This is a genomic window from Candidatus Pantoea communis, assembly GCF_011752685.1.
GTDB lineage: Bacteria > Pseudomonadota > Gammaproteobacteria > Enterobacterales > Enterobacteriaceae > Pantoea > Pantoea communis.
Map to the genome: position 1 here is coordinate 94564 of NZ_VWXC01000012.1, position 25622 is coordinate 120185.

Below are 25622 nucleotides of genomic sequence, written 5' to 3' on the forward strand. Positions count from 1 at the left end.
CGTTTGATTTACTGGCGTAACTTCTCTAAAAGTTGCTCAGCCCCTTTATCAATTCCTGTCTCTGCTGCACTAAGTGAACCAAAAGTCGCACCCACGTTCATCGCATTTGGATATTGTTCCGCAACGTACGCCAGTAAGAGTTCGTTTGATGCCGCATCTTTCACCTCCACGGCGAAATTCACGTAGCCACTCATCAAGCCACGTCCTCCACGTACCGACTGAACGATATTGTATGGGCCGCCGGCTAAATCAAACTTTGTGAGTGTACCAATCACTTGCGGCGTGGTATCGGCGCCGGTCAGCGTCAGTTTCAATTTGAGCGCAGGAGCCGCCCCGGCAGGGGGATTGGTGATGAATTTCTCCGCTAGCACGTCTTCAAACTTCTTACGCATATATTCAGCGAGTTGACGACGATCATCCACAGACAAGTCATTGAATTGCGCATCATTGCCGCTGTAAATGTCGACCGGTTCAATGCTGATACTGCGATATTTGCTCCAGTCTACGGGAGCGGCATAACGAAAGGGAATGCGATCGCTATCGTCAGACGTATTCGGCGACATGCGTGATGCTGACGCGATACCAGCATATTTCACCGGGCTGGTGGAGGAACAACCGACAGCGGTAAAAGCGGCCGCTAATACAAGGCTATGACACAACGGGCTGAACAAACGACTCATCTTGATACTCTCCGATAGAAGACATAAATGAACTGTACGGTTTAGTTAATATCAGTTAGCATAAATCTGTCAAGAAGAGGTTTCAGGGTGTGACATCGTGATGCGGGGGCAGAGAGGTGAATGAAAGACGTACGTTAGTGTCGAGTGAAAGGTTTACCGGAGACCTGGTGGAATGATGGCCGGATTTGCGGCAATTGTATTTTTGCTCATCCGCGCCATCCGCAATCTCGTGGAGTTAATTTATCTATGGCAATCAGGCATAAAACTAAGCCGTTTTTATGCGGTCAGGGTTTGGGGGGCGCGCCGCAAACCCTTATTGATGCTGCTGATTATCGACACCATTGTGGTGGTGGCGCTTATTTTCATTCTGTCAGCCAGAATTCAGATGTGGTGAGCGGCACCTCTGAGGAACAACGAAACGGCGTTTTGCACCATAGTCGTCACCTCACTTTTGGTATAATTCGGCAACGTTCGCTGAAGGAATAGTTCATCGACTTCAGCTTTTACTAAAGCTGAAAATTGTTTGGCGCGTAATGCCGGGCTGCCGCCGATCAATTCCCCGCTGGCGATGTGATGCTCCATTACCGCCGTCAGGGCGTTCATACTCTCACGTACCCCGGACTCATGAAAAAGCGCGCCGATATCGGAATGGCCCGCTTCACCGACCACCATTCTGTACAACTGCAGAGCCTTCCAGTCTGATGTCAGCGCGCCCAGCATACCTTCACCAAAACGCTGCAACTTCTCACTTAACAACAGGGGTTGAGTCTCCGGGTGGTTAAGTTCATCAGCCGCACGCATCAGAAAATTTGTACTAAAACATCTGACAACGGCTTCAAACAGGCTCTCTTTAGAAGCGAAGTAATTATAGAGTGTCGCCTTCGAGCAACCGGCCTGCTTTGCTACGCCATCCATTGAGGCTCGCTCATATCCTTGTTCCAGGAACACGGCTGAAGCGGCGTTGATAATGTCAGTTCTCTTTTGTTCGGTTAGCGTGCGCATCACTCTCTCCTTTGTCGGCGATAAATATTAACAAAACCGGCTGGTTCATTAAAGGAGAGAGGATGGTGGATTCGACGTCTGGAAAATGTCGAGTGAAACCTTAATTGCCACGAAGGGATGTACGCTGCACGAGCAACACGCTGATTAAAACGATGACCAGTCCGACAAAAGCCGTACCGCTCATCACCTGAGATAGCACTAACCAGCCGAGCAGCACGGCGGTGATCGGGCTGAGTAATCCAAGCGATGCCACCGCAACGCTGGGCAGGCGGCCAATTCCCCTGAACCACAACCCGTATGCCACAAATGCACCGGCCAGGGAGAGATAGGCATAAGCGGCCCACTGCGGCAGCGTCAGTGTGGGCAGTGGGGCGTCAATCAGCCAGGCTGCGGGTAGCAACAATATTCCACCCAGTATCAGCTGCCAGCCGGTGAGGGCCATCACCGGCAAATCCATTTTCCAGCGGCGAGTCAGCCATACGCCTGTGGCCATACAGGTCGCGCCCAACAACGCTGCCACAATGCCGACGGGTTCGAACACTGTTTGCGGAGAGAGTAATAGCAAGGCCATACCGACAACCCCGGCCAGCGCGGCCCATAAAGTGATTCTTGCTGGCGCCCGATGTTCAACTCCCCATGCCAGTAACATCACCAGCAGCGGTTGTATCGCGCCCAATACGGCAGCAAGCCCGCCGGGCAGTCGATAGGCAGCGACAAACAACAGTGCCTGGAAAACACCGATATTCAGCGCACTAAGAATAATGAGCCGTCCAATATCGCGGCTGGCGGGCAGGCGACGAGTGAACAGCAACAACAATACCCCTGCCGGAAGTACCCGAATCAGCGCCGCCGTAAAAGGACGGTCGGGTGGCAGAAATTGCGTGGTGACGATGTAGGTCGATCCCCAGATAGCCGGGGCCAGGGCAGTCAATATCACGTCACGCCAGTACGAAAGAGAGAAAGAGGATTGCATCATTTTGCCTTTATCTTCAATTCAAGATAAAATAAGTGTGTCCACCAATTACCTTGAAGTCAAGATAAATGAATGATCCATCTGAAACCCGATCTGATGCCGTCGATCTCATCCTTCAGCAGTGGCAGCGCGAGCGGCCAGATTTAGACTGCAGCCCGATGGGGCCGATTGGACGTCTCAAGCGTTGCACGGCGCTGATTGAACAGCGACTTGAAGAGGCCTTTGCCGAGTTTGAATTGAGCATGTGGGAGTTTGATATGCTGGCAACACTGCGCCGTGCCGGAGCACCTTACAGTTTAAGTCCTACCGAGTTGTTTTCGACGCTAATGGTCACCTCGGGCACCATGACGCATCGCTTAAAACGCCTTGAATCCAGAGGGCTGATTACCCGACAGGTAAATGCAGAGGATGCGCGAAGCATGCTGGTGCAATTAAGTCAGGACGGACTGGCGTTAATCGACCGTGCGGTAGAAAAACACGTGGATAACGAAAGAAAGATTCTGTCTGGGCTCTCTCCTGAAGTGCTGATGGCACTGGATAGCCACCTGTCGGGTTTATTGCGATCGCTTGAAGGATCCCATCAGCGCTAATTGCCCCATTCTCACGCGTCAGCGTTGTGACGGTGTATTGGAGATTCCCCTTTCAGTCCACCGAAATTTAATTCAGGTCCGGTGCTGTGGCGTAAGTTGAGCACGCCGGATCCCTCTAACACATTCTTGCTAATCCCCGCGCCTGACCCCCCGATTTTTTGCGATCCATAACACAATCGTATCGTGATCATATTGACAACATTTCATGAGATTCAGTAAAACTTTATACATCAGGTATACATGATAAATACCCGTGAAATGCATTAAATACTTACGCTTTACACCGCTAAAAAACCCTACGTTGTACGGGCAATCCGCCAGTACAAACAATGAAAACGTGTATTGGAGTAACGGAATTGCAAAAGATCACCTCACTGCCTGCCGATGATTCGATGCCGGGTTGGTTTCATACCAGTGCCGCTCGTACGCCACGCCCGGCGCATATTGGTCAGAAAAAAGTACGCTTCGCGATTGTGGGGGCAGGCTTAACAGGTCTGGCAGCTGCGCGACAATTAGCGCTGAATTTCCCCAATGATGAAGTGGTGCTGATTGAAGCGCAGGAAGTGGGATATGGATCGGCAGGACGTAACGCCGGTTTTGCCATCGATGTACCGCATGATATCGGCGCGAAGGATTATATTGGCGACGTCACCATTGCGAATAAAGTCCTCAAGCTGAATACATTAGGGCAAAGCTATCTGCGTCAGATTGTGCAGGAACACGGCATCGAATGTCAGATGACCGAATCCGGTAAATATCAGGCATCAGTCGGTGAGCAGGGCACGGCGATTCTCGAAGCCTATCGTAGCGGATTGGCAAAGATCGGGCGCGAATCCGAAATGATCTCGGGTAAAGATCTGCCGGATCACATTGGCACTTCTTATTACAAGCAGGCGCTGTTTATTCCCGGCACCATCTTATTGCAGCCTTCAGCATTGGTAAAAGGTCTGGCGGATAATCTGCCCGCGAACGTCACGCTGTACGAGTACACACCCATCACGTCGATTGACTACGGTGACAAAGTGACATTGGTGCATGACAAAGGGAGCATCACCGCTGATACGTTGATCCTGGCTAATAACGGTTTTGCGTCGCACTTTGGTTTCCTGCAGCGCCGTTTGCTACCGACTTTCCTTTACGGCAGCCTGTCACGTCAGTTGACTGAAGAAGAACAAGCGCGTTTAGGAGGCAAAGCGGTGTGGGGGGTGATTCCGGCGCATCCGTTTGGCAGCACCATTCGTCGCACAGTGGATAATCGTATTCTGGTGCGCAACAGTTTTAGTTTCCATCCGGATGGACGACCACGCGAGAAATACCTTAAGCAGTATCTGGAAAACCATCGCAAATCGTTTGAACGCCGTTTCCCAATGCTGCCGCAGGTGGATTTTGAATACACCTGGAGCGGAGCGATCTGCCTGTCAGAAAACCACGAAGGCTTCTTTGGCAAACTGGCACCGAATGTTTATGGTGCGCTGTGCTGTAACGGATTGGGCATAACGCGCGGCACGGCAACCGGCAAATTGATTGCCGATATGATCGCAGGTGAGGAAAACGAACTGATCGATTTCCTCACCCAATCACCGGGTCCAAACCTCACGCCAGCTGAGCCTTTCCTCTCGATTGGCGTGAACTCGGTGTTAAAGTGGGGCCAATACCGCGCGGGCATGGAAGTTTAAGAAGGATATCGCCGCCATCACTAATGGCGGCTTTTACCCTTGGCTGCCTACCACTTCATCTCGCCAGTATTCACTTTCGCACTCAGTTCCAGTGAACTTTCATCCGGCAGCTTCGGATAGGCTTTTTTCATCGCCTCAATCACGTCTGCTGACCCCTTGTGCTGCTGGAGTGCTTTTTCAAAAGTCTGCAGATAGTTAAGGGTAAATGTCACCGCGCCATCGCCCGCCGGACGTGAGCCAATGTAGTGTCCTGGAATCACGACTTTAGGCTTAAGCTGCTGAATTTCTTTGAGCACGCTGCGCCACTGCTCACGGCTGGCTGGCGTTTGCGTATCTGCGGTCCAGACGTGGATGCCCGCTGCCACGGCGGTGCCACCCAGCACGGCCTTATTAGCTGGGATCCACAGATAAGCGGATTTATCCCCCGCATGGCGCAGTTCAATACGTTCACCATCCACGCTAAACGAAGTCTGATGGGTGATCTGCGGTACATAAAGTTGGGTAGGCGCACCACCCGGCATTTTCGGGCCCCAGTACGCTAACTTGTCGGCTTTGGTAGCTTCGATATGCTCAACCACCGTCGGTGCTGCGACAATTTTCACCTGAGGGAAGGCTTTGACGATGGGCTCGAGGCCAAAATAGAAATCAGGATCGCCTGAGGTAATCAGGATTTGCGTGAGTTTTTTGCCGCTGGCTTTGATCATCTCCACCAGTTTCTCGCCGTCTTTCGGGCTGAACTGTGCATCGACCAGCAGCGCTTCGTGTGGCCCGGTAATCAGCGTTGACGATACCGGAAACACACCTTGTTCCTGTGGATTGTAAACTGCCAATTGCAATGGGGCAGCAAACGCCGGGCCGGCTGCCAGTGCGAGCACCAATGTCAGTGACTTCATCTTCATCTCATTTTCCTTTCAGTGCCAACATGGCTGGTAAGTACATCATTGTAAGGATTTTGCTGTCTGCTAGAATTCCCGCAAATAGAGATGATCAGTTTCATAAAACGATCAGATGGAGAGCAGATGGACAGAGTCACAGCCGCTTCAGTATTAAATCGCATTTGCGAATTAGGCAGCCTGAGCGCCGCAGCGCGGGCGCTGGATATCTCCCGGCCGATGGTCAGCCGTTATCTGGATGAAATGGAGAAATGGGCAGGTGCACGTTTACTGCACCGTTCATCCCGTCGTCTGACCATCACCCCGGCCGGCGAAAAAGTGCTGGAGAAAACCCGCACGCTGGCTCGTCTGGCTGATGAGATCGCCGGACAGGGCGAACCGGGAGAACCGCAGGGCATATTACGTGTCGCCTGTGCGCACTCCACCGCGACCCATATTCTGGGGCCGATGATCCCGGCATTTCTGGCACGCTATCCATTGTTGCGAATTGAATTAGAAATCAACAATCAGCCGGTTAGCCTGGTAGGTGAGCGTATCGATGTAGCGGTAAGGATCACTGACAATCCGGAACCGGGCGCGATTGCCCGTCGTCTTGGCGAATGCGTTTCGGTGGTGTGTGCAGCCCCCGATTATCTGCGCAAACATGGCATTCCTGAAACGCCGCAGGATTTAAGCCAGCATAACTGCCTGCACTACAGCCGCTTTGCCGGGCAGAGTTGGCAGTTTAACGATGCCAATGGCGATGCGCTGACCACAGCCGTAAGCGGCAATTTCAGCGCTGGCATCTCATCGGTGTTATGCGATGCCGCCATCGCCGGATGTGGTTTGGCCATGGTGCCAGAAATGGAGGCGCGCGCCGGGATAGCAAACGGTCAGTTGCAATGTGTACTGCCGGACTTTACGCCAAAAACTCTCGGCATTTATGGTTTGTATATGTCGCGCGAACGCCAACCCGCCGCACTGCGGCTGTTTCTTGATGCGGTGCAGCAACAGCTGGCTTCATAATTACATTACGCATAACGTCATACAGTTGTGCTATGTCTTGAGAATCTGACACGCAAGGAGAACTCAAGATGCGCATTCCCGACTACCCTTCGCAACATAACGAACAGTGGGCACAAGTCGATAATTACTTTGCAAACGCATTGGCAGCCGAGGATGTGGCGCTGAAAGCTGCATTAGCGCATAACGCTGCTCAGGGCTTACCGGTGCACGATGTTTCGGCATTACAGGGCAAATGGCTGGCATTGATGGTGACGATAACGGGTGCAAAGCGCGTACTGGAAATTGGCACATTAGGTGGATACAGCACAATCTGGATGGCTCGGGCGCTGCCGGAAAACGGCCAAATTATCACGCTCGAATTCAATCCCCATCACGCTGAAGTGGCCCGTCACAACCTGGCATTGGCACGTGTACACGATCGTGCAGAAGTGATCGTTGGCGCTGCATTGGATAGCTTGCCGATGCTGACTGCGCCGTTTGACCTGATCTTCATTGATGCCGATAAAGTCAATAATCCTCACTATCTTCACTGGGCATTGAAACTTGCTCGTGTTGGGACGGTGATCATTGCAGACAACGTGGTACGTGGAGGGGCGGTAGTCGTTGCTGACAGTGAGGATCGGAATGTCAGCGGCCTGCGTGAGTTCGTCGATATGATCAACCAGGATAATCGATTGGAAGCCACGGCACTGCAGACGGTTGGCGAAAAAGGCTGGGATGGACTGATCATGGCGGTGGTGAAAAGTTTGTAAGCGTTTGAATGCTCATCACGTCTTTCAACCAATACCATCGAACGTAAATGGTCGGCACTGCCCACTGGGCTCGCACCCAGCAGGATGCGAACCATGAAGCTCTGACAAATTGCGAACAGTATCGTGAGAAGGGAGAGGCGGCGTGCACAGTTTACGCCGCTGGAAATCAACGCTCAGCGGCGAACTAACGCGCTAAGTGACAGGCGTGACCTGCATAAAGTGCATGATTGCCACCAATGTGATAATCGACAGCACCGTGGAGATGAGGATCGCGCCAGAAGTGATTTGCGCATCGCGCCGATAATACTCAGCCAGCATAAAGGGCCCGGTACCGGTGGGCAGCGCCGCCAGCAGAATCGCCATGTTGGTGAGATCCTGTGGCAGGTGAAACAGCCAGACGGCTAAAATCCAGGTCAGCAGCGGCTGCATCACCAACTTGGCCACCACGACCAGGCCAACCGTGGTGAAACTCATTTTCGCCGCAGTGGGCAATTCGCTGGCTTTGGCTTTTTGCCGACTGGCAAGAAACACCCCCAAACACACCAGCGCGCAAGGGCTGGCCGCACCGCCGAGCAGTTTCAGGAAGGTTTCAACGCTACCTGGCATGGTTAAACCTGCGCTGGAACAGGCTGCGCCCAACAGCGGTGAGATAATCAGCGGGTTCTTTAAAATGGCGCGCAGTACTTTAATCGCCAGTCGATGAAATTCACGTTCACTCTGCAAACCAATTTCGATCATCGCGATGGCAATCGCGAACAGGATACACGCCACCACAATGGTCGCCGTGGTGGTGGGGATCAGGCTGCTTTTACCAAAAATCAGTAACAACAACGGGAAACCCAGATAACCGGTGTTGGGATAGGCGGCGGCAACGCCATCGACGCTGGCATCGGCAGTGGATTTGCCTTTGAATTTTTGACAGGCAAACACAATAACAAATGAGGCGGCACAGGATAGGGCAAATGCCCAGAAGAATCCCGGTTGATAAATGGTGTGCCACGGCGTGTGTGCCATGATGTCAAACAGCAGGGCGGGCAGCGCCAGCCATACCACAAATTTATTCAGTTCCGTCGCCGAGGTCGGCCCCAACACGCCCAGCATGCGGCAAGCGTAACCCGCCACAATTAAGCCGAAAACCGGCAAAAGAATCAGAAACGTCGCTATCATAGAGTCCTCCCAGTAAGCTGGAGGACTCTAGTGACTTTATTGATGCAGATCCAATAGCAAATTTGGCCGCGTTTGATACGGAAAATGAATCATGCTCGATGTTAAACCACTGCGTTATTTTATCGCGCTGGCAGAAGTGAAAAATTTCCACCGCGCCGCTGAGCGCCTGCATCTGTCACAGCCTTCCTTGAGTCGTCATATTGCGGCATTGGAGAAAGCAGTGGGAACACAGTTGGTGGAGCGCAATACGCGCCAGCTAATGCTGACGCCCGCCGGTGAGAGCTTTTACCAGGACGCGCGCAAGATACTTGAATCGCTCCAGCAAGCACAGCAGCTGGCGCGTGACACCGCCGCGGGCAAATCGGGTTCATTGCGCGTGGGGTTCACCATGTATTCTGCACACAGCGTGATCCCGGAGTATGTGCGATTGATTCGCCATCACTTCCCCAATATTGCTCTGGAGTTGGAAGAGGCGGTCACCGAAGATTTGCCGGATAAAGTGCTGGCCGGTGAAGTCGATTTAGCGGTGCTTGTGGAGGGGAGTGCGCGCGTGGGCATGCAAACCTTAACCGTGTTAACCGAGCCTTTGTGTGTGGCGATGTCGCGCACGCACCCCAAAGCGAAAAGTCGTAAATTACAGATCGAAGACCTGCGCGACGATCCTTTTGTGATGACCTCCGCCAGCGCCGGGAGCCGGTTAACCGCGGTAATTATGGATTATTGTCGTGCGCATGGGTTTGAACCGATGGTCAGTCTGCAGGTTCGTCTGCAACACACCATGCTCAGCCTGGTGAATGATGCCAGCTATGTGGCGCTGGTGCCTTCTTCGGTTCAACAACTCAAAATGGACGGCATTGTCTTCAAACCGCTGGCGGATGCGCCGCAGGTCAATCTTGCCGTTGCCTGGAGCAGCGATAACCGCAATCCCTGCCTCAACAGTTTTATAAAACTGCTGATTCAACGACACGCAGCAGTGTGAAACCTACGCCAGCCGCATAATCATCTGCGGTGCGATAACTACATTGAATTAAATCAGACAGTTAAGATGGATAAGCAGCGCGAGTCAGTGGCGGTTTCAGCCTGAAATCGCCACAAATTCAGCATTGTGTTGTTCAAAAAATAAGCCAATATTTACTTTATCGTTAAGCCAATTTTAATCTTCGCCACGTAGAGTGCCCTCACAGTCACAACCATCAGTAAACGAAGTCAGAATTGCCGAGGCGTAACAGAACTCCTGTTAGTTGCCCGCGTCTATAGACCGTGCTGAGCTGTGTTATCCGCTGGAGAGTACCTTTGCTGCGACTATTATTTCTGTTGATGGGTGGACCGGCGCTAAGAGCGGGTTGGCCTTATCTGACCGGGCTGGGCCTGCTGTGTGCTGGTGCGAGTGCCGGGATCCTGATGGATCTGTTGCAACATGGAAGTTTATCGTTCCCCTTGCATGTGTTAGGGGTATTCCTTGCGGTCGAAGGGCTGGCGGAAGCGATGAGTGCAATCTATTCGCCTGCCGGCATTGCCTGGCCACCTTTGATGAAATCTGCAGGGCTGATGCTGTTTGGCCTATTGGTATTCATTGCACCGCATGATAGCAGCCTCTGCTTCTCACTGGTTTTTGCCTTGATTTTTCTACTGGATGGCGGGTTCCGTGTCATTTCATGCAGTCTGATGCGCTGTCGGCGATGGACGCGGAAATTCAGCCTCGGATGCGCGGAAATCCTGTTCAGCCTCCTGATTGCCATCCATTGGCCGCTGGCTCCGCATGTGATCGTGCCGCTGTGTTTTGCACTTTTGCTGGCGGGATGGGGCATCAATCTCTTGTTTATGGGAGCGCAAATTCATGCGCTGCCAGAGAACACCAGTGTCACCGCACTGCCTCTCTTTACCCGCAAAGGGCTGCGTGCGCCGCATGGATTGAATTATGAACATCCGCCGCTGCAGGCCGGGCATGCCAGTGTGCCGCTCAATGTCTACATCTGGACGCCGCTGGGTTCGGGCGATGTCGCCGGACGTCGTCCATGGTTTGACCGTTGGGTAGCGGCGATTGACCATCGCGGTGAAGTGTCAACCGGGCATACATCTCTAGAGATGGGTGAAGAACTCTATATCAGTCTTTACCCGGTTGATGACGTCTCGCGCAGCTTGCGCGGTTTCCTGCAAACGCTGTGTGCAAAAGAGGAGTTCGACGTTGAGGGTTGTTTGCTGCCATCACTGGAAAGTGAAATCAAAAGATGGTGCCGCCCCGATAAACGTCTGGTTCTCACTCATTACAATCAGGCAGCCCTGCGCAATTACTGGCGCGCGAATGCAACCGATACCCGCTATAACCTCACATCACGTAACTGTTCGACCAGCGTAATGCAGGCGCTGGACGTTGCCACTGAAGGCTTGTTAGGTGAAAAGGGTTTAAAAGGTCTTTGGGTTCTCCTCAATCCCGATTTTTGGTTGTTGAGTCTGGTACGCAGCCGGGCTGAAGGTATGACCTGGACGCCAGGACTGGTGATGGATTACTGCATTTTGCTGCGCCGTGTGCTGGAAACTCAACAGCGAACCAGCCGCTATCGCAAAATCATTCATCGTTTAAGAGTCGAACTGCTCGGCGCACGGATGGTCGTGCGCAGTTTGTTACGTTGACCGTTTTTGAACAGCATTCAGGCAAAACCATACTGTTGCAGAATGGCTCTGGCCGCTGTTGTACTGAGAAAGGCGGCAAGGGGATTAGCAGAGTGGGTGAAAGTCGCCCATCCATATTCCGCCTGAATGTTGAACGGTTCCGGGATGCTCAATACCTGCAAATGCGGATGATTGATTACACGTGGAGCATAGCTGGCGTAGCCAATGAAGAGATCTGCGTGCTGTTGGTCGATTAACCATTGTGCTGCCAGTTCGCCCGTGGGGACAGCCAGGCTATCGATGCCACCCACCAGCTGATGCGCGCGCTGTTTCAACCTTTCACCGCAGCCTGGATAAACCTGTCCGATATTGTCAAACAGCTGCCAGGTGTAATCGCCGGAAGGGTCGCTTAACGGCGTCGATGTTGCCAGCCGCAGGTCGTCACGTTGTAAAAGTGAAAGCCAGGTATCGTCCTCAGTGACAACGTCACGTCTGGCGGTCAAGCATAAGCTGTTAGCGGCAAATTTGCCGGTGTGCATTGCCAGACCGCGCTGTAACAGCGTGGCCGGGTGCTTAAGATTGGCGGAGGCAAACAGATCGCAGCGTGCACCTTGTTCAATCCTCTGCCGAAGTAAGCCTGCAGGGCCAAAGTGGGTGTCGGTCGTCAGGCCAGACTGATGATGAAAGGCTGTCATCAGATCCGGCCAGACACCGCGCAGACTACCGGCTGCCAGAATGTGCAGCGTTGTCATGATAGGCGGTCCGATAAAAATGCTGATACCAGCGATCAGCCTGCTGTTGCATATCAATATCGCGGAATTTTTCCGGATAGAGTTTCTTCGCCATCCAGAGCTCACCTAAGCCGATAGCTTCTGGCATTGGATATCCCCAGGCTTTGGCATATTCCGGCATCAGCCAGACCCGATGATGCTTCACCGCGTCAATCGTGCGCCAGCGTGGATCTTGTTGGATCTCATCCACCACTTGAGGATAGCGATCCTGGACAAAAATCACCTGAGGATTCCACGCCACAACTTGCTCCATGCTGACTTGCTTGAAACCCTGAACGGTCGATGCCGCAACGTTGTAGGCGCCCGCGTGCAACATCATCAAACCGGTGTATTTGCCAGAACCATAAGTGGTGAGGTCCGGATTGGCCATGTAAGCACGAACACGCTGTTGCTCAGTTAAACCTTGCAGACGATCGCTCACCAGTTTACGTCCGGCAAACGCCGCGGCAATCAGCTCTTTGGCCTGTTGCTGCTTATTCACCACCTCACCAATCAAGGTAATCCCTTCTTTGATGCCGAGATCGTAAGCTTGATTCTCATTCTGCATGCTGGGGTTAATCTTGCCTTGTTCCCCTGCATCGTCATGGCGTAAGGAAATAGCCAATACCGGAATGCCCAGCGCCGAAATCTGGTCAATCATCTCTTTTGGCGCGTAGTTAGTGACAAAAACCACCTGCGGATGCAGCGCCACCAATTTTTCTAAATCCACATGGGTCAGATCGCCCAGCATGGCTTTCTGTGTCAGTTCAGGCACCAGCTGCGCGTAGCCATCACCCAACTGTTGCTTCCAGTTCGCGAGGATGCCGACGATCTTATCGGTCGCGTTGAGTTGCACCAGCAGGTTCAGCGTTTGGTGCTGTAGCACCACCACGCGATCGACCTGATCGGGGATCGTCACCTGACGACCAATTTGGTCGGTCACCACACGGCTGGCGAAGGTGTTCAAAGAGGTGAAGGTGAGTAAGCCCGCCAGAATCAGGCGGTTAAGCGTTGTGTTCATGAGTTATCCCTGCAGCGTAATGCAATGGATTATATAGCGCTAATTGGCAGGCGCCTATGACTCTTTCAGTGATACGCAGTCGTCGGACGACATGGCACAGCGTCATCTGCTACTATATCGGCCGAATTGCAGCGCGATCCGCTGCACATATTCACCTGTCAATTTTAAAAACAAACGTCATCGGGCGAATCAACCTGCATGGCGCTGGAGTAATGGTTGTTATGTTGCACGATGTAGGAATTATTAATGTCTGGACGTTTCTGGCGGGTGCGCTGGTAATTATTCTGCTGCCCGGTCCAAACAGTTTGTACGTGTTGCGTACCGGGATGGGCCGTGGCGCAAAAGCGGCTTCTAAAGCGATTGCAGGGGTGATGATGGGCGATCTGATCCTGATCTTCCTTGCCTGGGCCGGTGTCGCGACGCTGATTCGCACCAGTCCGCACATTTTTATGGTGGTGAAGTATCTGGGCGCGATGTTCCTGCTCTACTTAGGCGTAAAAATCATTCTGGGTGCATTGCGCAAGCGCGAAGGTAACCAGCCCGCTGAAGCCGTTAAAATAGAAAATTATTTCCTGCGCGCACTGCTCTTGGGCGTGACCAACCCGAAAGCCATTCTGTTCTACGTCTCCTTTTTCATCCAGTTTATTGATCCAGCAGTCACTCACACTGCGCCTGCCTTTGCAGTGCTGGGCTCGATGATTCAACTGATTAGCCTGAGCTATTATCTGATTTTGCTGATGGCGGGCAACGTGATGGTTCGCTTTCTGAAAAACCGCACTCGTCTGGTAAAAGTGGGGAATATGCTCACCGGCATGTTGTTCTTTGGTTTTGCTGTGCGCTTAGTGAGTGCACAAAGTTAATTTTATCCCCAGCGCTAATATCCAGGAAACAGCAGGAAAACCTGCTGTTTCCGTTTTCGGGTAGCATTTAGACAGCCATGATGTCTCAACCCAACCAGCCAATCAGTGCCGCAGCACACAGGCAATAGCCACCGAACAGATGCCAGCGATCATGTTCCAGCCAGCGGGAGAGCCAGCGCAGCGCCAGAAGACCAGCGACAAAACTCAGTAGCATGCCCACCAGGCTGGGCAGCAACACGCCGCTGCTCACCGCAACCGTGCAAGCAGAACCTGAACTGAATGCGCGCAGACCCTCTTTAACGATCACCGCCGGTGTCAGCACCACGGCTAACGCAAAGCTAAATTCTTCCGCGCGTTTACGGGCCACACCCAGGGAAAGACCGGTAGAAATCGTGGCGCCTGAACGAGAAAAACCGCGAAATGGCAGGCATAAACCCTGAACGAAACCAATACCTGCAGCGCTTAAGGGCGAAAGTTCTCCGCGATCTTTTTCTTTCAGGCGTGATGAGAGGATAATTAATAAGCCTGCTGCAGCGAGACCACTGGCGATTATTTTACTGTTACTGAATAAGGATTCTATTTCAAACGTGTCGGCGTTCGCGGCGAAGAAATATTTAATCAGCTTCATCAGCGCCAAACCCACTACGCCGGTCACTGCGGTGGCGAGAATAATTAAAAATACATTCTTCTTAAATGCACGGCCCGAACTGAAATAGGTCTCCCGCCAGTTATTCCAGAAGTAAACAATCACCGCGAACATCGTGCCGGTATGTAGCATCACCAGCAACAGTGTCATATCGGGGGCCGCAGGGTCCAGCCCCAGGAGTTTCTCCGTCATAATGACGTGTGCAGAGCTGGAAACCGGCAGCAATTCCGCCAGCCCCTGAATTACGGCCAGAATGGATACGTCGAAATAATTCACCCGTTCGCCCTCAGATAAAAGAATGGAAAATGAGACTTTGTTTAACCTCGCTCACCCTGACACATTTCTCATTTTATCTGTGATAAGTATTATCCTATTCGTGATGTCGTTTATGAAATGTTTACTGAATTAAAAATCGAATAATACGCAGGTTACAACTGCATGACGTGGCGCTGTATTTTCCCGATGATGTTTATCCAGCCAGTGACATTTAGCATCGCTGAAAGCAGCCTGCATCGGTGATGACCAAAATGGCGCATCGCTGCGCTATTTTTGTGCTTCCTGTTAAACCGAATGCATTAAAACGAAACATAAGTATTCGATCTTGTATCCAAGTCCGTATCCCATCAGGCGTTATCTCCTCGCCGCTGATTGTTAGCACCTTCTGGCACGCAAACTGCATTAATCCCGGTAAGTGACCAAATCGGGAGATGAATCATGTTTGAGGCTTTACTGGATGAGGATGCTACTGCATTGGCAGCGCTGATCCGCAATGGCGAGGTGTCTGCCCGCGAATTGACGCAAGCCGCGTTGGATCGTATGGAAAAACGCGAACCACTGATTCGGGCTTTTTGTACGGCATCACCCGAATTGGCGTTACAGCAGGCATCAGTGGTGGATGCGAAGCGTGCACGCGGTGAAGCGCTGGGGGCTTTTGCGGGTGTGCCATTGGCGGTAAAGGATCTCATTTGCACGGCGGGTGTGAAAACCACCTCCGGTTCGGCAGCCTATGCCGATTTCATTCCTGAAGATGACGACATCACCGTCGAGCGCCTGCTGGCTGCTGATGCTGTGCTGCTGGGGAAAACCACTGCGCCCGAGTTTGGTTATAGCGGCGTTGGGCACAATCCGCTGTTTCCTTCACCGCGCAATCCCTGGGATTTGAGCAAAACGCCCGGCGGTTCCAGTGCCGGATCCGGCGCGGCGCTCGCCGCTCGCCTTTGCCCGATGGCATTGGGCAGTGACGGCGGCGGATCGGTACGTATTCCAGCGGCGCACTGCGGCGTTTATGGATTCAAGGCCTCGATGGGGCGGGTGCCGTTATGGCCCGGCTGCCGCGATGAACGCCTTCCCGGCGTCTCTAGCTGGGAATCACTGGAGCATATTGGCCCCATGACACGCACGGTGCGAGACAGCGCACTGATGATGTCAGTGATGGCAGGCCCGGATATGCGCGATCGTCACTCCATTCCCTGCAGCGACGTTAACTGGATTTCCTCTCTGGAAAAACCCTTAAACGGGCTGCGCATTGCGTTTAGTGCCGATTTTGGCTATGTCGCCGTCGATAAAGAGGTGCGTGACGTTGTCACTAAGGCCGCTCGACATTTCGCCAGTGAACTGGGGGCGGAATTAGAAGAGGTTGATCCAGAGATTGCCGATGAAGGCGCCACCTTTGCCGCGCTGGTGGCCTTTGAAAGCGATCTCACAGGCATGCGTCAGATGCAAAGCGAACTGGGCTCACGCATGTCACCTCATCTGAGCGCCATGCTGCAACGCGAATGGCGCGCTGAACACTTTACCGACGCCAATACCGCACGCAAGAAGATCTGCAATCAGCTGTGGCGATTTATGCAGCGTTACGACTTGCTGTTGACGCCAACGCTGGCAGTGCCGCCGTTCCCGCTCAACATGCAGGGACCGGAAATCATCGATGGGCGCATGGTGCGCAGCGATCATTGGTTGTCGTTCTGTTATCCCTTCAATTTCACTGGCCAACCGGCGGCCTCAATCCCTGCGGGCTTCACCGCCAGTGGCTTGCCGATTGGTCTGCAAATCGTGGGTCGTCATCTGGACGATGGCCTGGTGCTGGCGGCAAGTGCCGCTTTCGAGCGCATCCTACCGTGGAATCACCTTTATCCTGACTTAATCGGAGTTGCCCATGAGTAACAAATCCTCCCCTGCGCTGGAGCAGGAATTTGAACACGAGCCGGTTCCTTTAAGTCACCGTCACTCGACGCGGTCGGTATCAGCTGTCTGGTTCGGTTTCCCGATGATCCTTACCAACGCGTTGTTTGGTGGCATTATTACCTGGCATTTGGGTTTCTGGCCCGCGCTGATTGCCATCCTGCTCGGCAATCTGGTGCTGTTCGCTTATGTTGGCGCATTGAGTTGGTTTGCAGGTAACACCGGGATGAACTTCGCCCTGCAGGCAAAGCGTACCTTTGGCACTAAAGGCTATATCCTCGTTTCCGGTTTTCTCTCGACTGTCGTGATTGGCTGGTATGCGTTTCAAACGGGTTTAACCGGTACAGTCATTAACCAAACCTTTGGCTGGAACGCACTCGCGGTGACCGCTATCGCCATGGTGCTGTATACCGGCGTCACCTTCCTCGGCGTACGTGCGTTGTCGATCCTGGGCATGATTGCCGCACCGTTGTTTGTGGTGCTCGGTTTGGTCGCACTGTGGTTGATTGGGCAGGATCACGATTTCAGCACCATCACTCAGTTCAAAGGCAGTTCTGGTGCAGTCGGCGCCATGAGCATGGGAATGGCGGTGACCATGGTGGTGGCAGGATTCGCCGATTCGGGCACCATGACCGCGGATTTTACCCGCTGGTCGAAAGACGGTAAATCAGCAGTTATCGCCGCGTTTTCCGCCTTTCCTATGGCGAACGTCATCTCATATCTGTTCGGTGTGGTGATTGTAGCGGTGGGCGCGGCGGTTGATCCGGTCAATAATGGCGGTAATTTCCTGCCAATGCTGATGAACCATGGCACGTTACTCTCCATTATCGCTTTCCTGTTTGTTTTCATTAACCTCGGCTCGGTTTGTACCCATTGTTTGTACAACGGTGCCGTTGGCTTTAGCCATCTGTTCAGCAGCAAGATGCGAGTCTGGACGTTGATCCTCGGCGCCATCGGCGGGGCACTGGCGCTGGCGGGCGTCTGGTCTTACTTCCTCGAGTGGCTGAGTTTGCTCGGCATCGTGGTACCGCCGTTTGGTGCGGTCATGATTGTTGACCTGATCTTCATGGCAAAAATCAGCGAGCAGCGCAAAACCCGTCGTCTGCGCGGTAGCGCTTTTGCCGCCTGGGCGATTGGCAGCTTGTGTGCGGTGATTGCCCACATTGAATTTCCGCAGTTTGGTGAAGCGGTGATTGGCCTGGTGACGGCTGCTGCCAGTTACACTTTGATTGTCAAACTGAAACGTGAAAACGCAGCGAGCCTGATGGAGCAGAAAAATGCCTGAGTTCACCATTGATTCAACACCTTATCCCTGGCCCTTTGATGGGCGGTGTACGCCTGCGGATACCGCACTGATCATTATCGATATGCAGACCGATTTTTGTGGCAAGGGCGGCTACGTCGATAGCATGGGGTATGACATCGCACTGACCCGCGCTCCGATAGCGCCTTTGCAGCGCGTGCTGGCACGCATGCGGGAGTTAGGCTTCCCGATCATCCATACGCGTGAAGGCCATCGTCCTGACCTGAGTGATTTGCCGGCCAATAAACGCTGGCGCTCAAAACGGATGCAGGCGGAAATTGGTGCGCCGGGTCCCTGTGGTCGCATTCTGGTGCGCGGTGAGCCGGGCTGGGAAATTATCCCGGAGCTGGCGCCACTGGCGGGTGAAACCATCATTGATAAGCCAGGCAAAGGCTCTTTTTATGCCACCGATCTTGAACTGATCCTGCGCAGTCGGGGGATGCGTAATCTTATCATCTCGGGTATTACCACCGATGTCTGTGTGCATACCACGCTGCGCGAAGCCAACGATCGCGGCTTCGAATGTCTGGTACTGTCCGATTGCTGCGCCGCGACCGAGCTAAAACACCACGAAGCGGCACTAAGCATGATTCACATGCAGGGCGGTATTTTTGGTGCGGTGGCCAGTTCGGAGACGTTGCTGGCGGGCCTGGCTCAACCTTGCGCCACGTTAAGCGTTTAACCATTGCAGATAATGTCCCGGCCACTCAGTCGTTTGTGTGCCGGGCTTACCTAATCCAAAACCATGCCCCCCGCTGGGATAGCGATGCATCTCAACCGGCACATGCTGTTTCTTACACGCGGCAGCCATGATCAAAGTATTGTGCGGATCGGAAACAGGATCGTCTTCGGCCTGAACCAGGAAAAACGGCGGTGATTGCGGATTAACGTAGGATTGAACCGACCAGGCGGTATCCGCACTGAGTGATGCGTCTTTCCCGACCAACACTTTATGCGTGGAGGTGTGTTCATAAGGTGGCTCAAGCGTAATGATGGGATAGATCAGCGCGGCACGGTCGGCCGTTGCGGGGAGATTGTCCATTGCATCACTGGCCTGATAAGCGTGAAAGTCCGCGCGGTTCGCCGCCATTCCCAGCAGGTGTCCGCCAGCCGAAAAGCCCAATACGCTGACATTGTTCTCACGGTGGCGCACGATACGCAGTGCGCGCTGTGCATCCTGAAGTGACACTAACGCGCCATCTTTCCAGCCTTCCTGCGGCAGGCGATAACTCAGCACATACGCTGTGTAGCCTTGAGCCGCCAGCCACGCGGCAGCGGGCCAGGCTTCTTTGCCCATTTCGATACGCGTATAGCCGCCGCCAGCCGCAATCAGTACAGCGCGTCCCTTCGGCTGAACAGGCTTGAAGACGGTGAGCGTCGGCATGGCAATATTCCGCTGCGCGCCTTTGGCACTAAACGTCATCGCCCCTAAAGGTCCACCGCCACCAGGCGGTTGTTTTGGCCACAAGGGCAATACCTGTGCGGGTTTTGCCGCGGAAGCGGCCAGGCTAAAGCCGCTGCGCGCAGCAAAGGGGGAGAGCAGTAAACCGGTAAGAAAGTGGCGACGGAGCATGGCCGATCCAGACTGAATGCAAAAAGGTATTGAATCAGAAGAATCGGCAGAGAGTATGAAGAAGATGTTGTTAAGTATGACCAATCAACTCATTTTCCTCACGCTATGTGATGCAACGTCTCACCTACAGCGTCAAACAAGCGATCCAACTCGGCAGGCTGTGTATTGAACATCGGTCCAAACTGCAGTGTATCGGCACCAAAGCGCACATAAAAACCGGCTTTCCACAGTGCCATGCCCGCATCAAACGGCCGAATAGTGGCATCGCCGCCGCGAGGCGCAAGCTGGATGGCACCCACCAGACCGCAGTTGCGGATATCGATGACGTTCGGGCAATCACGCAGCGCATGCAGTGCATGGGCAAAATGCGGTGCCAGCTCGGCGGATTGCGCAATCAGCGCGTCATGTTCCAGTAACTCCAGCGTCGCCAGGCCCGCCGCACAGGCCACCGGATGGGCAGAGTAGGTGTAGCCGTGAGCAAATTCCACCGCGTGTTCTGGCAGTTTTTGCGCCATAAAGGTGTTGTAGATTTCGCTGCTGGCGACCACGCCACCCAGCGGCACCGCGCCATTGGTGATCTGCTTGGCGAAATTGAGGATATCGGGCGTGATGCCAAAATACTCAGCGCCGCTCCAGCGGCCCATGCGGCCAAAACCGGTAATGACCTCATCGAAGATCAGTAAAATATCGTGCTGGGTGCAGATTTCACGCAAGCGTTGCAGATAGCCTACCGGTGGGATAATCGCCCCCGCAGAGCCGGAAAGAGGCTCAACAATCAGGGCGGCGATGTTAGAAGCATCATGCAGCTCAATCAGTTTCAGCATCTCATTAGCCAACGCCACACCGCCGGTTTCGGCCTGGCCAGCAGTGAAGGGCAGATCGGTTTGCAGCGTGTGTGGAATATGGTCAACGTCCATAAACTGACCGAACATCTTGCGGTTGCCGCCAATGCCGCCCAGGCTGGTTCCGGCGATATTCACGCCGTGGTAACCGCGAGCACGTCCGATAAATTTGGTTTTCGCAGGCTGGCCTTTGATGCGCCAGTAAGCACGCGCCATCTTCACCGCCGTGTCTGCTGATTCCGAACCCGATCCGGTGAAGAACACATGGTTTAGATCACCCGGCATATGCTGGGCAATCTTGTCTGCCAGCTGAAATGACAGCGGATGGCCGTACTGGAAGCCGGGGGAATAATCGAGCGTACCCAGTTGTTTCGCCACCGCCTGCTGGATTTCACTGCGGCAGTGGCCCGCGCCACAGGTCCATAAACCGGAAAGGCTATCAAAAATCTGCCGTCCTTTATCATCAGTCAGCCAGCGGCCTTGAGCGCCGACAATGATACGGGGATCGCGCTGGAAATTCCGGTTGGCAGTAAACGGCATCCAGTGCGCTTGCAGATTGAGATCGGTAGTGTTGACAGCATCAGACATGATGTTTCTCCAGACAGGTGTATGAAGAGTTTGCATTTAACGGTTAGTTAAGTTAAATCCCTATTAATTCATCTTCAGTTATTGATTTACTCACCTATATGAAAAGCAAATCGCTCGCGCAGGTCACCGACTTTGATCTCAAATTATTGCGCCTGTTTAAAACTGTGAATGAGAGCGGCAGCTTCTCTGCAGCAGAAAGTTTGTTGGGCATGACGCGATCGGCCATTAGCCTGCACATGAGCGATCTTGAAAAGCGACTTGGCATGCGATTGTGTCAACGCGGACGGGCGGGTTTTGCCTTGACCGAAGAAGGGCGTGAGATCCTGCGACACAGCGAAAGTATGATGGCGGCTATCGAGCAGTTTCGCCTGCAGGTTAATCAGATGCACAAGCAGCTGCGCGGCGATTTGAATATCGGGATTATCAATAATCTGGTCACGCAACCACGCATGAAAATTACCCATGCGCTGGAGAAACTGCATGAGATAGGTCCCGATATTCGGCTGAATATCAGCATGATGACGGCCGCAGAGATTGAAAGAGGGCTGATGGATGGTCGCTTGCACGTCGGTGCGCTGCCAGTCACTTCGCCGATTTCCGGCCTGGATTACATGCCGTTATATGATGAGCGTTCGCAGCTTTACTGTAGCAACACCCATGCGTTGTTTTCCCTCGAGCCAGATGAAGCGCAACTGAAGGGATGTGATGCCATCGCACCCGCTTTTCGCATGACGGCAGAAGCGATTGCCATGCACCAGAAACTCAATTGCAATGCCACGGCAACCGACCGCGAAGGCATTGCCTTTTTGATTCTCACCGGCCGCTTTATCGGTTTCTTGCCTGACCACTATGCCGCACAGTGGGTGGAGAAAAAGATGATGCACGCCATCGCACCGGAACGTTTCCACTTCACCAGTAAGATCGCCGTGGTGACACGCAAAGGGCGCAGCCATAATGCCATTCTTGAACGATTTTTACAGGCGATTGAGTGGGAATGAGTTTTACAACAAGGCGTAAAACGAACACGTTACTAGTTACAACATACTTTAAAGCTGCATCAATACGCTAAATGCCGGCTATTGTGCGTCATCAGTCTACAGGAAAGAAGGGAGCGTCAGTCACTGCAGAATATGACGAACCTCCCTGCTTTAAGTTGTAAAAGGGGGTGCATGATGCCGCAAGACGTGATCAACTGGGCTCAGATGACATTAAGCTTGAGTTACAGCGGCTGATTATGGCTTATCTGCAAAGCTAGCCAAAGAAGAGCAGGGTGACGAGAGCCACCCTGATATATACGGTTAGGCGCGCTTCGGCTCACCACGTACCGGCAGATTGCCAGCGACGAAGTAATCCGCTTCGCTACGCGGCAACGGTTGACGACCACGAATGTTATCCGCAATCTTTTCACCGATCATGATGGTGGTGGCATTCAGGTTGCCAGTGATGATCAGCGGCATAATTGACGCATCTACCACGCGCAACGCCTGCAATCCATGCACACGACCTTCGCCATCAACGACCGCCATGCTATCGCTGCCCATTTTGCAGGTGCCGCAGGGGTGATAGGCGGTTTCCGCATGGTTACGCACAAACTCATCCAGCTGTTCATCGGTCTGGCAATCGAGGCCCGGACTGATTTCTTTGCCGCGATACTTATCCAGCGCGGGCTGATTGATGATCTGGCGCGTAATACGAATCGCATCACGAAATTCCTGCCAGTCTTGTTCATGCGCCATGTAGTTGAACAAAATGGCCGGATCACGACGCGGATCGCGCGATTTAATCTGCACATGCCCACGGCTCGGTGAACGCATTGAACCTACGTGACACTGGAAACCGTGCGCTTCAACGGCGTTAGAGCCGTTGTAGTTAATCGCTACGGGCAGGAAGTGATACTGAATGTTCGGCCAGGTGAACTCTTCGCGGCTGCGGATAAAGCCACCGCCTTCAAAGTGGTTGCTGGCACCGATGCCGGTCCCGTTGAACAGCCACTCTGCACCGATCTTCGGCTGGTTCCACCATTTCAACGACGGATAAAGGGAAACCGGCTCTTTGCACTCGTACTGCAGGTACATTTCGAGGTGATCCTGCAGGTTTTCGCCGACGCCCGGCAGATCATGTACCACCGGAATGTCGAATTTGTTCAGCAGCGCAGCAGCGCCCACGCCAGAACGTTGCAGAATCTGCGGCGAGGCGATGGCACCGGCGCACAGCAACACTTCACGTCGCGCATGCACCTGATGTGGCGTGTTGCCCGATCCCTGCAAATATTCCACGCCCACCGCGCGCTTGCCTTCAAACAGGATGCGATCGGTGGTGGCATGGGTGACGATCTTCAGGTTTGGACGCACTTTGGCGGTATCGAGATAGCCACGCGCGGTGCTGGATCGACGACCTTTCGGCGTGACGAAGCGATCCATCGGTCCGAAGCCTTCCTGCTGATAGCCGTTCAAATCTTCCGTGCGCGGATAGCCTGCTTCAACACCGGCTTCGATCATCGCAGCAAACAGCGGATTGTTATCGGGTTTACAGGTGGTGATGCTTACCGGGCCTTCGCCGCCGTGATAATCATTGGCGCCGATATCGCGGGTTTCTGACTTGCGATAGTAGGGCAGGCAGTTCAGGTAGCTCCAGCTTTCCAGCCCAGGCTGCTGCGCCCAGTTATCGAGATCCATCGCGTTGCCGCGGATATAACACATACCATTGATCAGCGATGATCCGCCCAGACCTTTACCGCGTCCGCACTCCATGCGGCGGTTATTCATATGCGGTTCTGGCTCGGTTTCATACGCCCAGTTATAGCGTTTGCCCTGCAACGGATAAGCCAGCGCAGCTGGCATCTGCGTGCGGAAATCGAAGCGGTAGTCAGGGCCACCCGCTTCTAAAAGCAGCACATTCACGCTGCTGTCTTCGGTCAGTCTTGTTGCCAAAACGTTCCCTGCGGATCCGGCTCCGATAATGATGTAATCAAATTCCATTAGTCGCTCCTCAGGTTAAAGCTCAATTAAAATACGGACTGAAAACGGGATAACTCGACCTGCACCGACTTCACCTGGGTGTAGTTTTGCAAGGTCATCAGGCCATTTTCACGGCCAATACCGGAGTGCTTGTAGCCTCCCACCGGCATTTCGGCGGCAGATTCACCCCAGGTATTGATCCAGCAGATACCCGCTTCGATCTGATGGATCACGCGGTGTGCGCGGTTCAGGTCTTGCGTCACCACGCCCGCAGCCAGACCGAAATCGGTGGCATTGGCGCGACGTACCACTTCTTCTTCGCTTTCGTAAGTCAGAATCGACATCACCGGCCCGAAGATTTCTTCACGCACGATGGTCATCTCATCACGGCAGTCGGTGAATACGGTAGGTTCAACCCAGGCACCGTTATCAAACCCGGCACCGCTCAGGCGTTTGCCGCCGCACAGCAGACGCGCACCTTCGTTGATACCGGATTCGATATAGCGCATCACGTTGTCACGATGCGGGAAGCTCACCAGCGGACCGAAATTGGTGTCGGGATCGTTGAGATCACCCGCTTTAATGCGTGCAACACGCTCAGCGATTTTCGCTTCAAACGTGGCCTGGAGTTTAGCCGGGATAAACACGCGCGTACCGTTGGTGCAGACCTGGCCCGAGCTGTAGAAATTGGCCATCATGGCGATGTCAGCGGCCAGATCGAGATCGGCGTCATCAAAAATGATCAGCGGTGACTTGCCACCCAATTCCATAGTGACTTCTTTCAGCGTGGAACCTGCGGCATTCGCCATCACTTTTTTGCCGCTGGCCACGCCGCCGGTAAAGGAGACTTTATCGATGCCCGGATGGTCAGTCAGCAGTTGACCAGTGACCGCGCCACGACCGTTCAGCACATTGAATACGCCGGCAGGCACGCCCGCTTCGGTGTAAATTTCTGCCAGCTTCAGTGCTGTCAGTGGAGTGACTTCACTCGGTTTAAAGATCATCGCGTTACCTGCTGCCAGCGCAGGGGCAGATTTCCACAAAGCGATCTGAATCGGGTAGTTCCACGCACCAATACCAGCGACCACGCCGAGCGGTTCACGACGGGTATAAACAAACGCCGTGTCGCGCAGTGGGATCTGCTGGCCTTCCAGCGTCGGGATCAGACCGGCGTAATATTCCAGCACGTCAGCACCGGTCACGATGTCAACATATTGGGTTTCGCTCAGCGGCTTACCGGTGTCGAGGGTTTCCAGCGCGGCCAACTCGTCGTTGCGCTCACGCAGAATATCGACGGCACGGCGCAGAATGCGTGAGCGCTCCATGGCGGTCATCGCGGCCCAGACTTTCTGGCCTTTTTGCGCGGCAGCGACAGCACGATCAACATCGGCCTGTTCCGCCTCATGTACTTCGGCCAGTACTTCGCCATTGGCCGGGTTGATGGTCTTGAATGTATTACCTGCGCTCGCCGCAATGAACTGACCATCGATATACAGCTGCTGTTCGGTGAATCGGGACATGATTTCTCCTTCC

General features: G+C 53.6%; 24 protein-coding genes. 12 read left to right on the plus strand and 12 right to left on the minus strand.

Translation table 11 applies throughout. The features are described from left to right. Positions 1–8 precede the first annotated feature (8 nt). Positions 9–680: a DUF3313 domain-containing protein gene (locus tag F3J37_RS16715; RefSeq protein ID WP_166934572.1), complete on the minus strand. Its 672-nt coding sequence runs from the start codon at positions 678–680 to the stop codon at positions 9–11. A gap of 172 nt (positions 681–852) precedes the next feature. Here F3J37_RS16715 and F3J37_RS16720 point away from each other — a divergent pair, with 172 nt between their 5' ends. Continuing rightward, positions 853–1074: a hypothetical protein gene (locus F3J37_RS16720; protein WP_166934574.1), complete on the plus strand. Its 222-nt coding sequence runs from the start codon at positions 853–855 to the stop codon at positions 1072–1074. Here the strand turns inward: F3J37_RS16720 and F3J37_RS16725 are convergent. Beyond that, positions 1062–1682, minus strand: coding sequence for a TetR/AcrR family transcriptional regulator (locus F3J37_RS16725; protein WP_166934576.1), 621 nt, complete (start codon positions 1680–1682; stop codon positions 1062–1064). The genes F3J37_RS16720 and F3J37_RS16725 overlap by 13 nt on opposite strands. A 100-nt stretch (positions 1683–1782) precedes the next feature. Then, positions 1783–2655 carry an EamA family transporter gene (locus F3J37_RS16730; protein ID WP_166934578.1) on the minus strand — a complete coding sequence of 291 codons (873 nt, stop codon included), beginning with the start codon at positions 2653–2655 and terminating at the stop codon, positions 1783–1785. Positions 2656–2723: 68 nt separating this feature from the next. Here F3J37_RS16730 and F3J37_RS16735 point away from each other — a divergent pair, with 68 nt between their 5' ends. Together F3J37_RS16735 and F3J37_RS16740 are read left to right on the plus strand one after the other, a co-directional pair. Further along, on the plus strand, positions 2724–3245 hold the full coding sequence (locus F3J37_RS16735; protein ID WP_166934580.1) for a MarR family winged helix-turn-helix transcriptional regulator: 522 nt from the start codon (positions 2724–2726) through the stop codon (positions 3243–3245). Between the two features lie 356 nt (positions 3246–3601). Continuing rightward, on the plus strand, positions 3602–4921 hold the full coding sequence (locus F3J37_RS16740) for an NAD(P)/FAD-dependent oxidoreductase (RefSeq protein ID WP_166934582.1): 1320 nt from the start codon (positions 3602–3604) through the stop codon (positions 4919–4921). A 47-nt stretch (positions 4922–4968) separates the two neighbouring features. Here the strand turns inward: F3J37_RS16740 and F3J37_RS16745 are convergent, their stop codons facing one another. Continuing rightward, the gene (locus F3J37_RS16745) at positions 4969–5820 is read right to left on the minus strand and encodes a Vmh family MBL fold metallo-hydrolase (RefSeq protein WP_166934584.1); all 852 of its coding nucleotides are present in this window, start codon (positions 5818–5820) and stop codon (positions 4969–4971) included. 120 nt (positions 5821–5940) lie between these two features. Here F3J37_RS16745 and F3J37_RS16750 point away from each other — a divergent pair, with 120 nt between their 5' ends. After that, positions 5941–6819 (plus strand): LysR family transcriptional regulator, encoded by an 879-nt coding sequence (locus F3J37_RS16750; RefSeq protein WP_166934586.1) that lies wholly within the window; start codon positions 5941–5943, stop codon positions 6817–6819. A gap of 68 nt (positions 6820–6887) precedes the next feature. After that, positions 6888–7571: an O-methyltransferase gene (locus F3J37_RS16755; protein WP_166934588.1), complete on the plus strand. Its 684-nt coding sequence runs from the start codon at positions 6888–6890 to the stop codon at positions 7569–7571. Between the two features lie 192 nt (positions 7572–7763). On the opposite strand, the gene F3J37_RS16760 is transcribed toward F3J37_RS16755, so the two are convergent. Beyond that, positions 7764–8738, minus strand: a complete 975-nt coding sequence (locus F3J37_RS16760; RefSeq protein ID WP_166934589.1) for an AEC family transporter — start codon at positions 8736–8738, stop codon at positions 7764–7766. Between the two features lie 91 nt (positions 8739–8829). On the opposite strand from F3J37_RS16760, the gene F3J37_RS16765 reads away from it, so the two are divergent. Together F3J37_RS16765 and F3J37_RS16770 are read left to right on the plus strand one after the other, a co-directional pair. Further along, on the plus strand, positions 8830–9717 hold the full coding sequence (locus F3J37_RS16765) for a LysR substrate-binding domain-containing protein (protein ID WP_166934591.1): 888 nt from the start codon (positions 8830–8832) through the stop codon (positions 9715–9717). 314 nt (positions 9718–10031) lie between these two features. Then, entirely contained in the window at positions 10032–11369 is a 1338-nt protein-coding gene (locus tag F3J37_RS16770; RefSeq protein ID WP_166934593.1) for a DUF4105 domain-containing protein, read from the plus strand. 17 nt (positions 11370–11386) lie between these two features. Here F3J37_RS16770 and modA read toward each other — a convergent pair whose 3' ends face one another. Beyond that, the gene (gene modA, locus F3J37_RS16775) at positions 11387–12100 is read right to left on the minus strand and encodes a molybdate ABC transporter substrate-binding protein (RefSeq protein WP_166934595.1); all 714 of its coding nucleotides are present in this window, start codon (positions 12098–12100) and stop codon (positions 11387–11389) included. Continuing rightward, positions 12069–13139, minus strand: a complete 1071-nt coding sequence (locus F3J37_RS16780; protein ID WP_166934597.1) for an ABC transporter substrate-binding protein — start codon at positions 13137–13139, stop codon at positions 12069–12071. Before F3J37_RS16780 ends, modA begins: the two co-directional genes overlap by 32 nt. A 221-nt stretch (positions 13140–13360) precedes the next feature. Between F3J37_RS16780 and leuE the strand changes: the two genes are divergently transcribed. Beyond that, the gene (gene leuE, locus F3J37_RS16785; RefSeq protein ID WP_166934599.1) at positions 13361–13999 is read left to right on the plus strand and encodes a leucine efflux protein LeuE; all 639 of its coding nucleotides are present in this window, start codon (positions 13361–13363) and stop codon (positions 13997–13999) included. A gap of 85 nt (positions 14000–14084) precedes the next feature. On the opposite strand, the gene F3J37_RS16790 is transcribed toward leuE, so the two are convergent. After that, positions 14085–14921, minus strand: coding sequence for an undecaprenyl-diphosphate phosphatase (locus tag F3J37_RS16790; RefSeq protein ID WP_166934601.1), 837 nt, complete (start codon positions 14919–14921; stop codon positions 14085–14087). A 438-nt stretch (positions 14922–15359) separates the two neighbouring features. Between F3J37_RS16790 and F3J37_RS16795 the strand changes: the two genes are divergently transcribed. Genes F3J37_RS16795 through biuH form a run of 3 tightly spaced genes read left to right on the plus strand, consistent with a single transcriptional unit; the run spans position 15360 to position 18811 of the window. Beyond that, positions 15360–16808 (plus strand): amidase, encoded by a 1449-nt coding sequence (locus F3J37_RS16795; protein ID WP_166934603.1) that lies wholly within the window; start codon positions 15360–15362, stop codon positions 16806–16808. After that, complete coding sequence (locus tag F3J37_RS16800; protein WP_166934605.1) at positions 16801–18111, plus strand: purine-cytosine permease family protein; 1311 nt, start codon at positions 16801–16803, stop codon at positions 18109–18111. The genes F3J37_RS16795 and F3J37_RS16800 overlap by 8 nt, the downstream gene beginning before the upstream one ends. Continuing rightward, positions 18104–18811 carry a biuret amidohydrolase gene (gene biuH, locus F3J37_RS16805; protein ID WP_166934607.1) on the plus strand — a complete coding sequence of 236 codons (708 nt, stop codon included), beginning with the start codon at positions 18104–18106 and terminating at the stop codon, positions 18809–18811. The genes F3J37_RS16800 and biuH overlap by 8 nt, the downstream gene beginning before the upstream one ends. Here biuH and F3J37_RS16810 read toward each other — a convergent pair. Both F3J37_RS16810 and aptA read right to left on the minus strand, forming a co-directional pair. Further along, a complete protein-coding gene (locus F3J37_RS16810; protein ID WP_166934608.1) occupies positions 18800–19702 on the minus strand; it encodes an alpha/beta hydrolase in 903 nt (300 codons plus the stop codon). The two genes, biuH and F3J37_RS16810, sit on opposite strands and share 12 nt — an antisense overlap. Before the next feature lie 98 nt (positions 19703–19800). Continuing rightward, positions 19801–21132 (minus strand): omega-aminotransferase AptA, encoded by a 1332-nt coding sequence (aptA, locus tag F3J37_RS16815; protein WP_166934610.1) that lies wholly within the window; start codon positions 21130–21132, stop codon positions 19801–19803. 98 nt (positions 21133–21230) lie between these two features. On the opposite strand from aptA, the gene F3J37_RS16820 reads away from it, so the two are divergent. After that, positions 21231–22130: a LysR family transcriptional regulator gene (locus F3J37_RS16820; RefSeq protein WP_166934612.1), complete on the plus strand. Its 900-nt coding sequence runs from the start codon at positions 21231–21233 to the stop codon at positions 22128–22130. 300 nt (positions 22131–22430) lie between these two features. Here F3J37_RS16820 and betA read toward each other — a convergent pair whose 3' ends face one another. Then, entirely contained in the window at positions 22431–24110 is a 1680-nt protein-coding gene (gene betA, locus F3J37_RS16825) for a choline dehydrogenase (protein ID WP_166934613.1), read from the minus strand. Between the two features lie 26 nt (positions 24111–24136). Further along, positions 24137–25609, minus strand: a complete 1473-nt coding sequence (betB, locus tag F3J37_RS16830; protein ID WP_166934615.1) for a betaine-aldehyde dehydrogenase — start codon at positions 25607–25609, stop codon at positions 24137–24139. Positions 25610–25622: the final 13 nt, after the last annotated feature.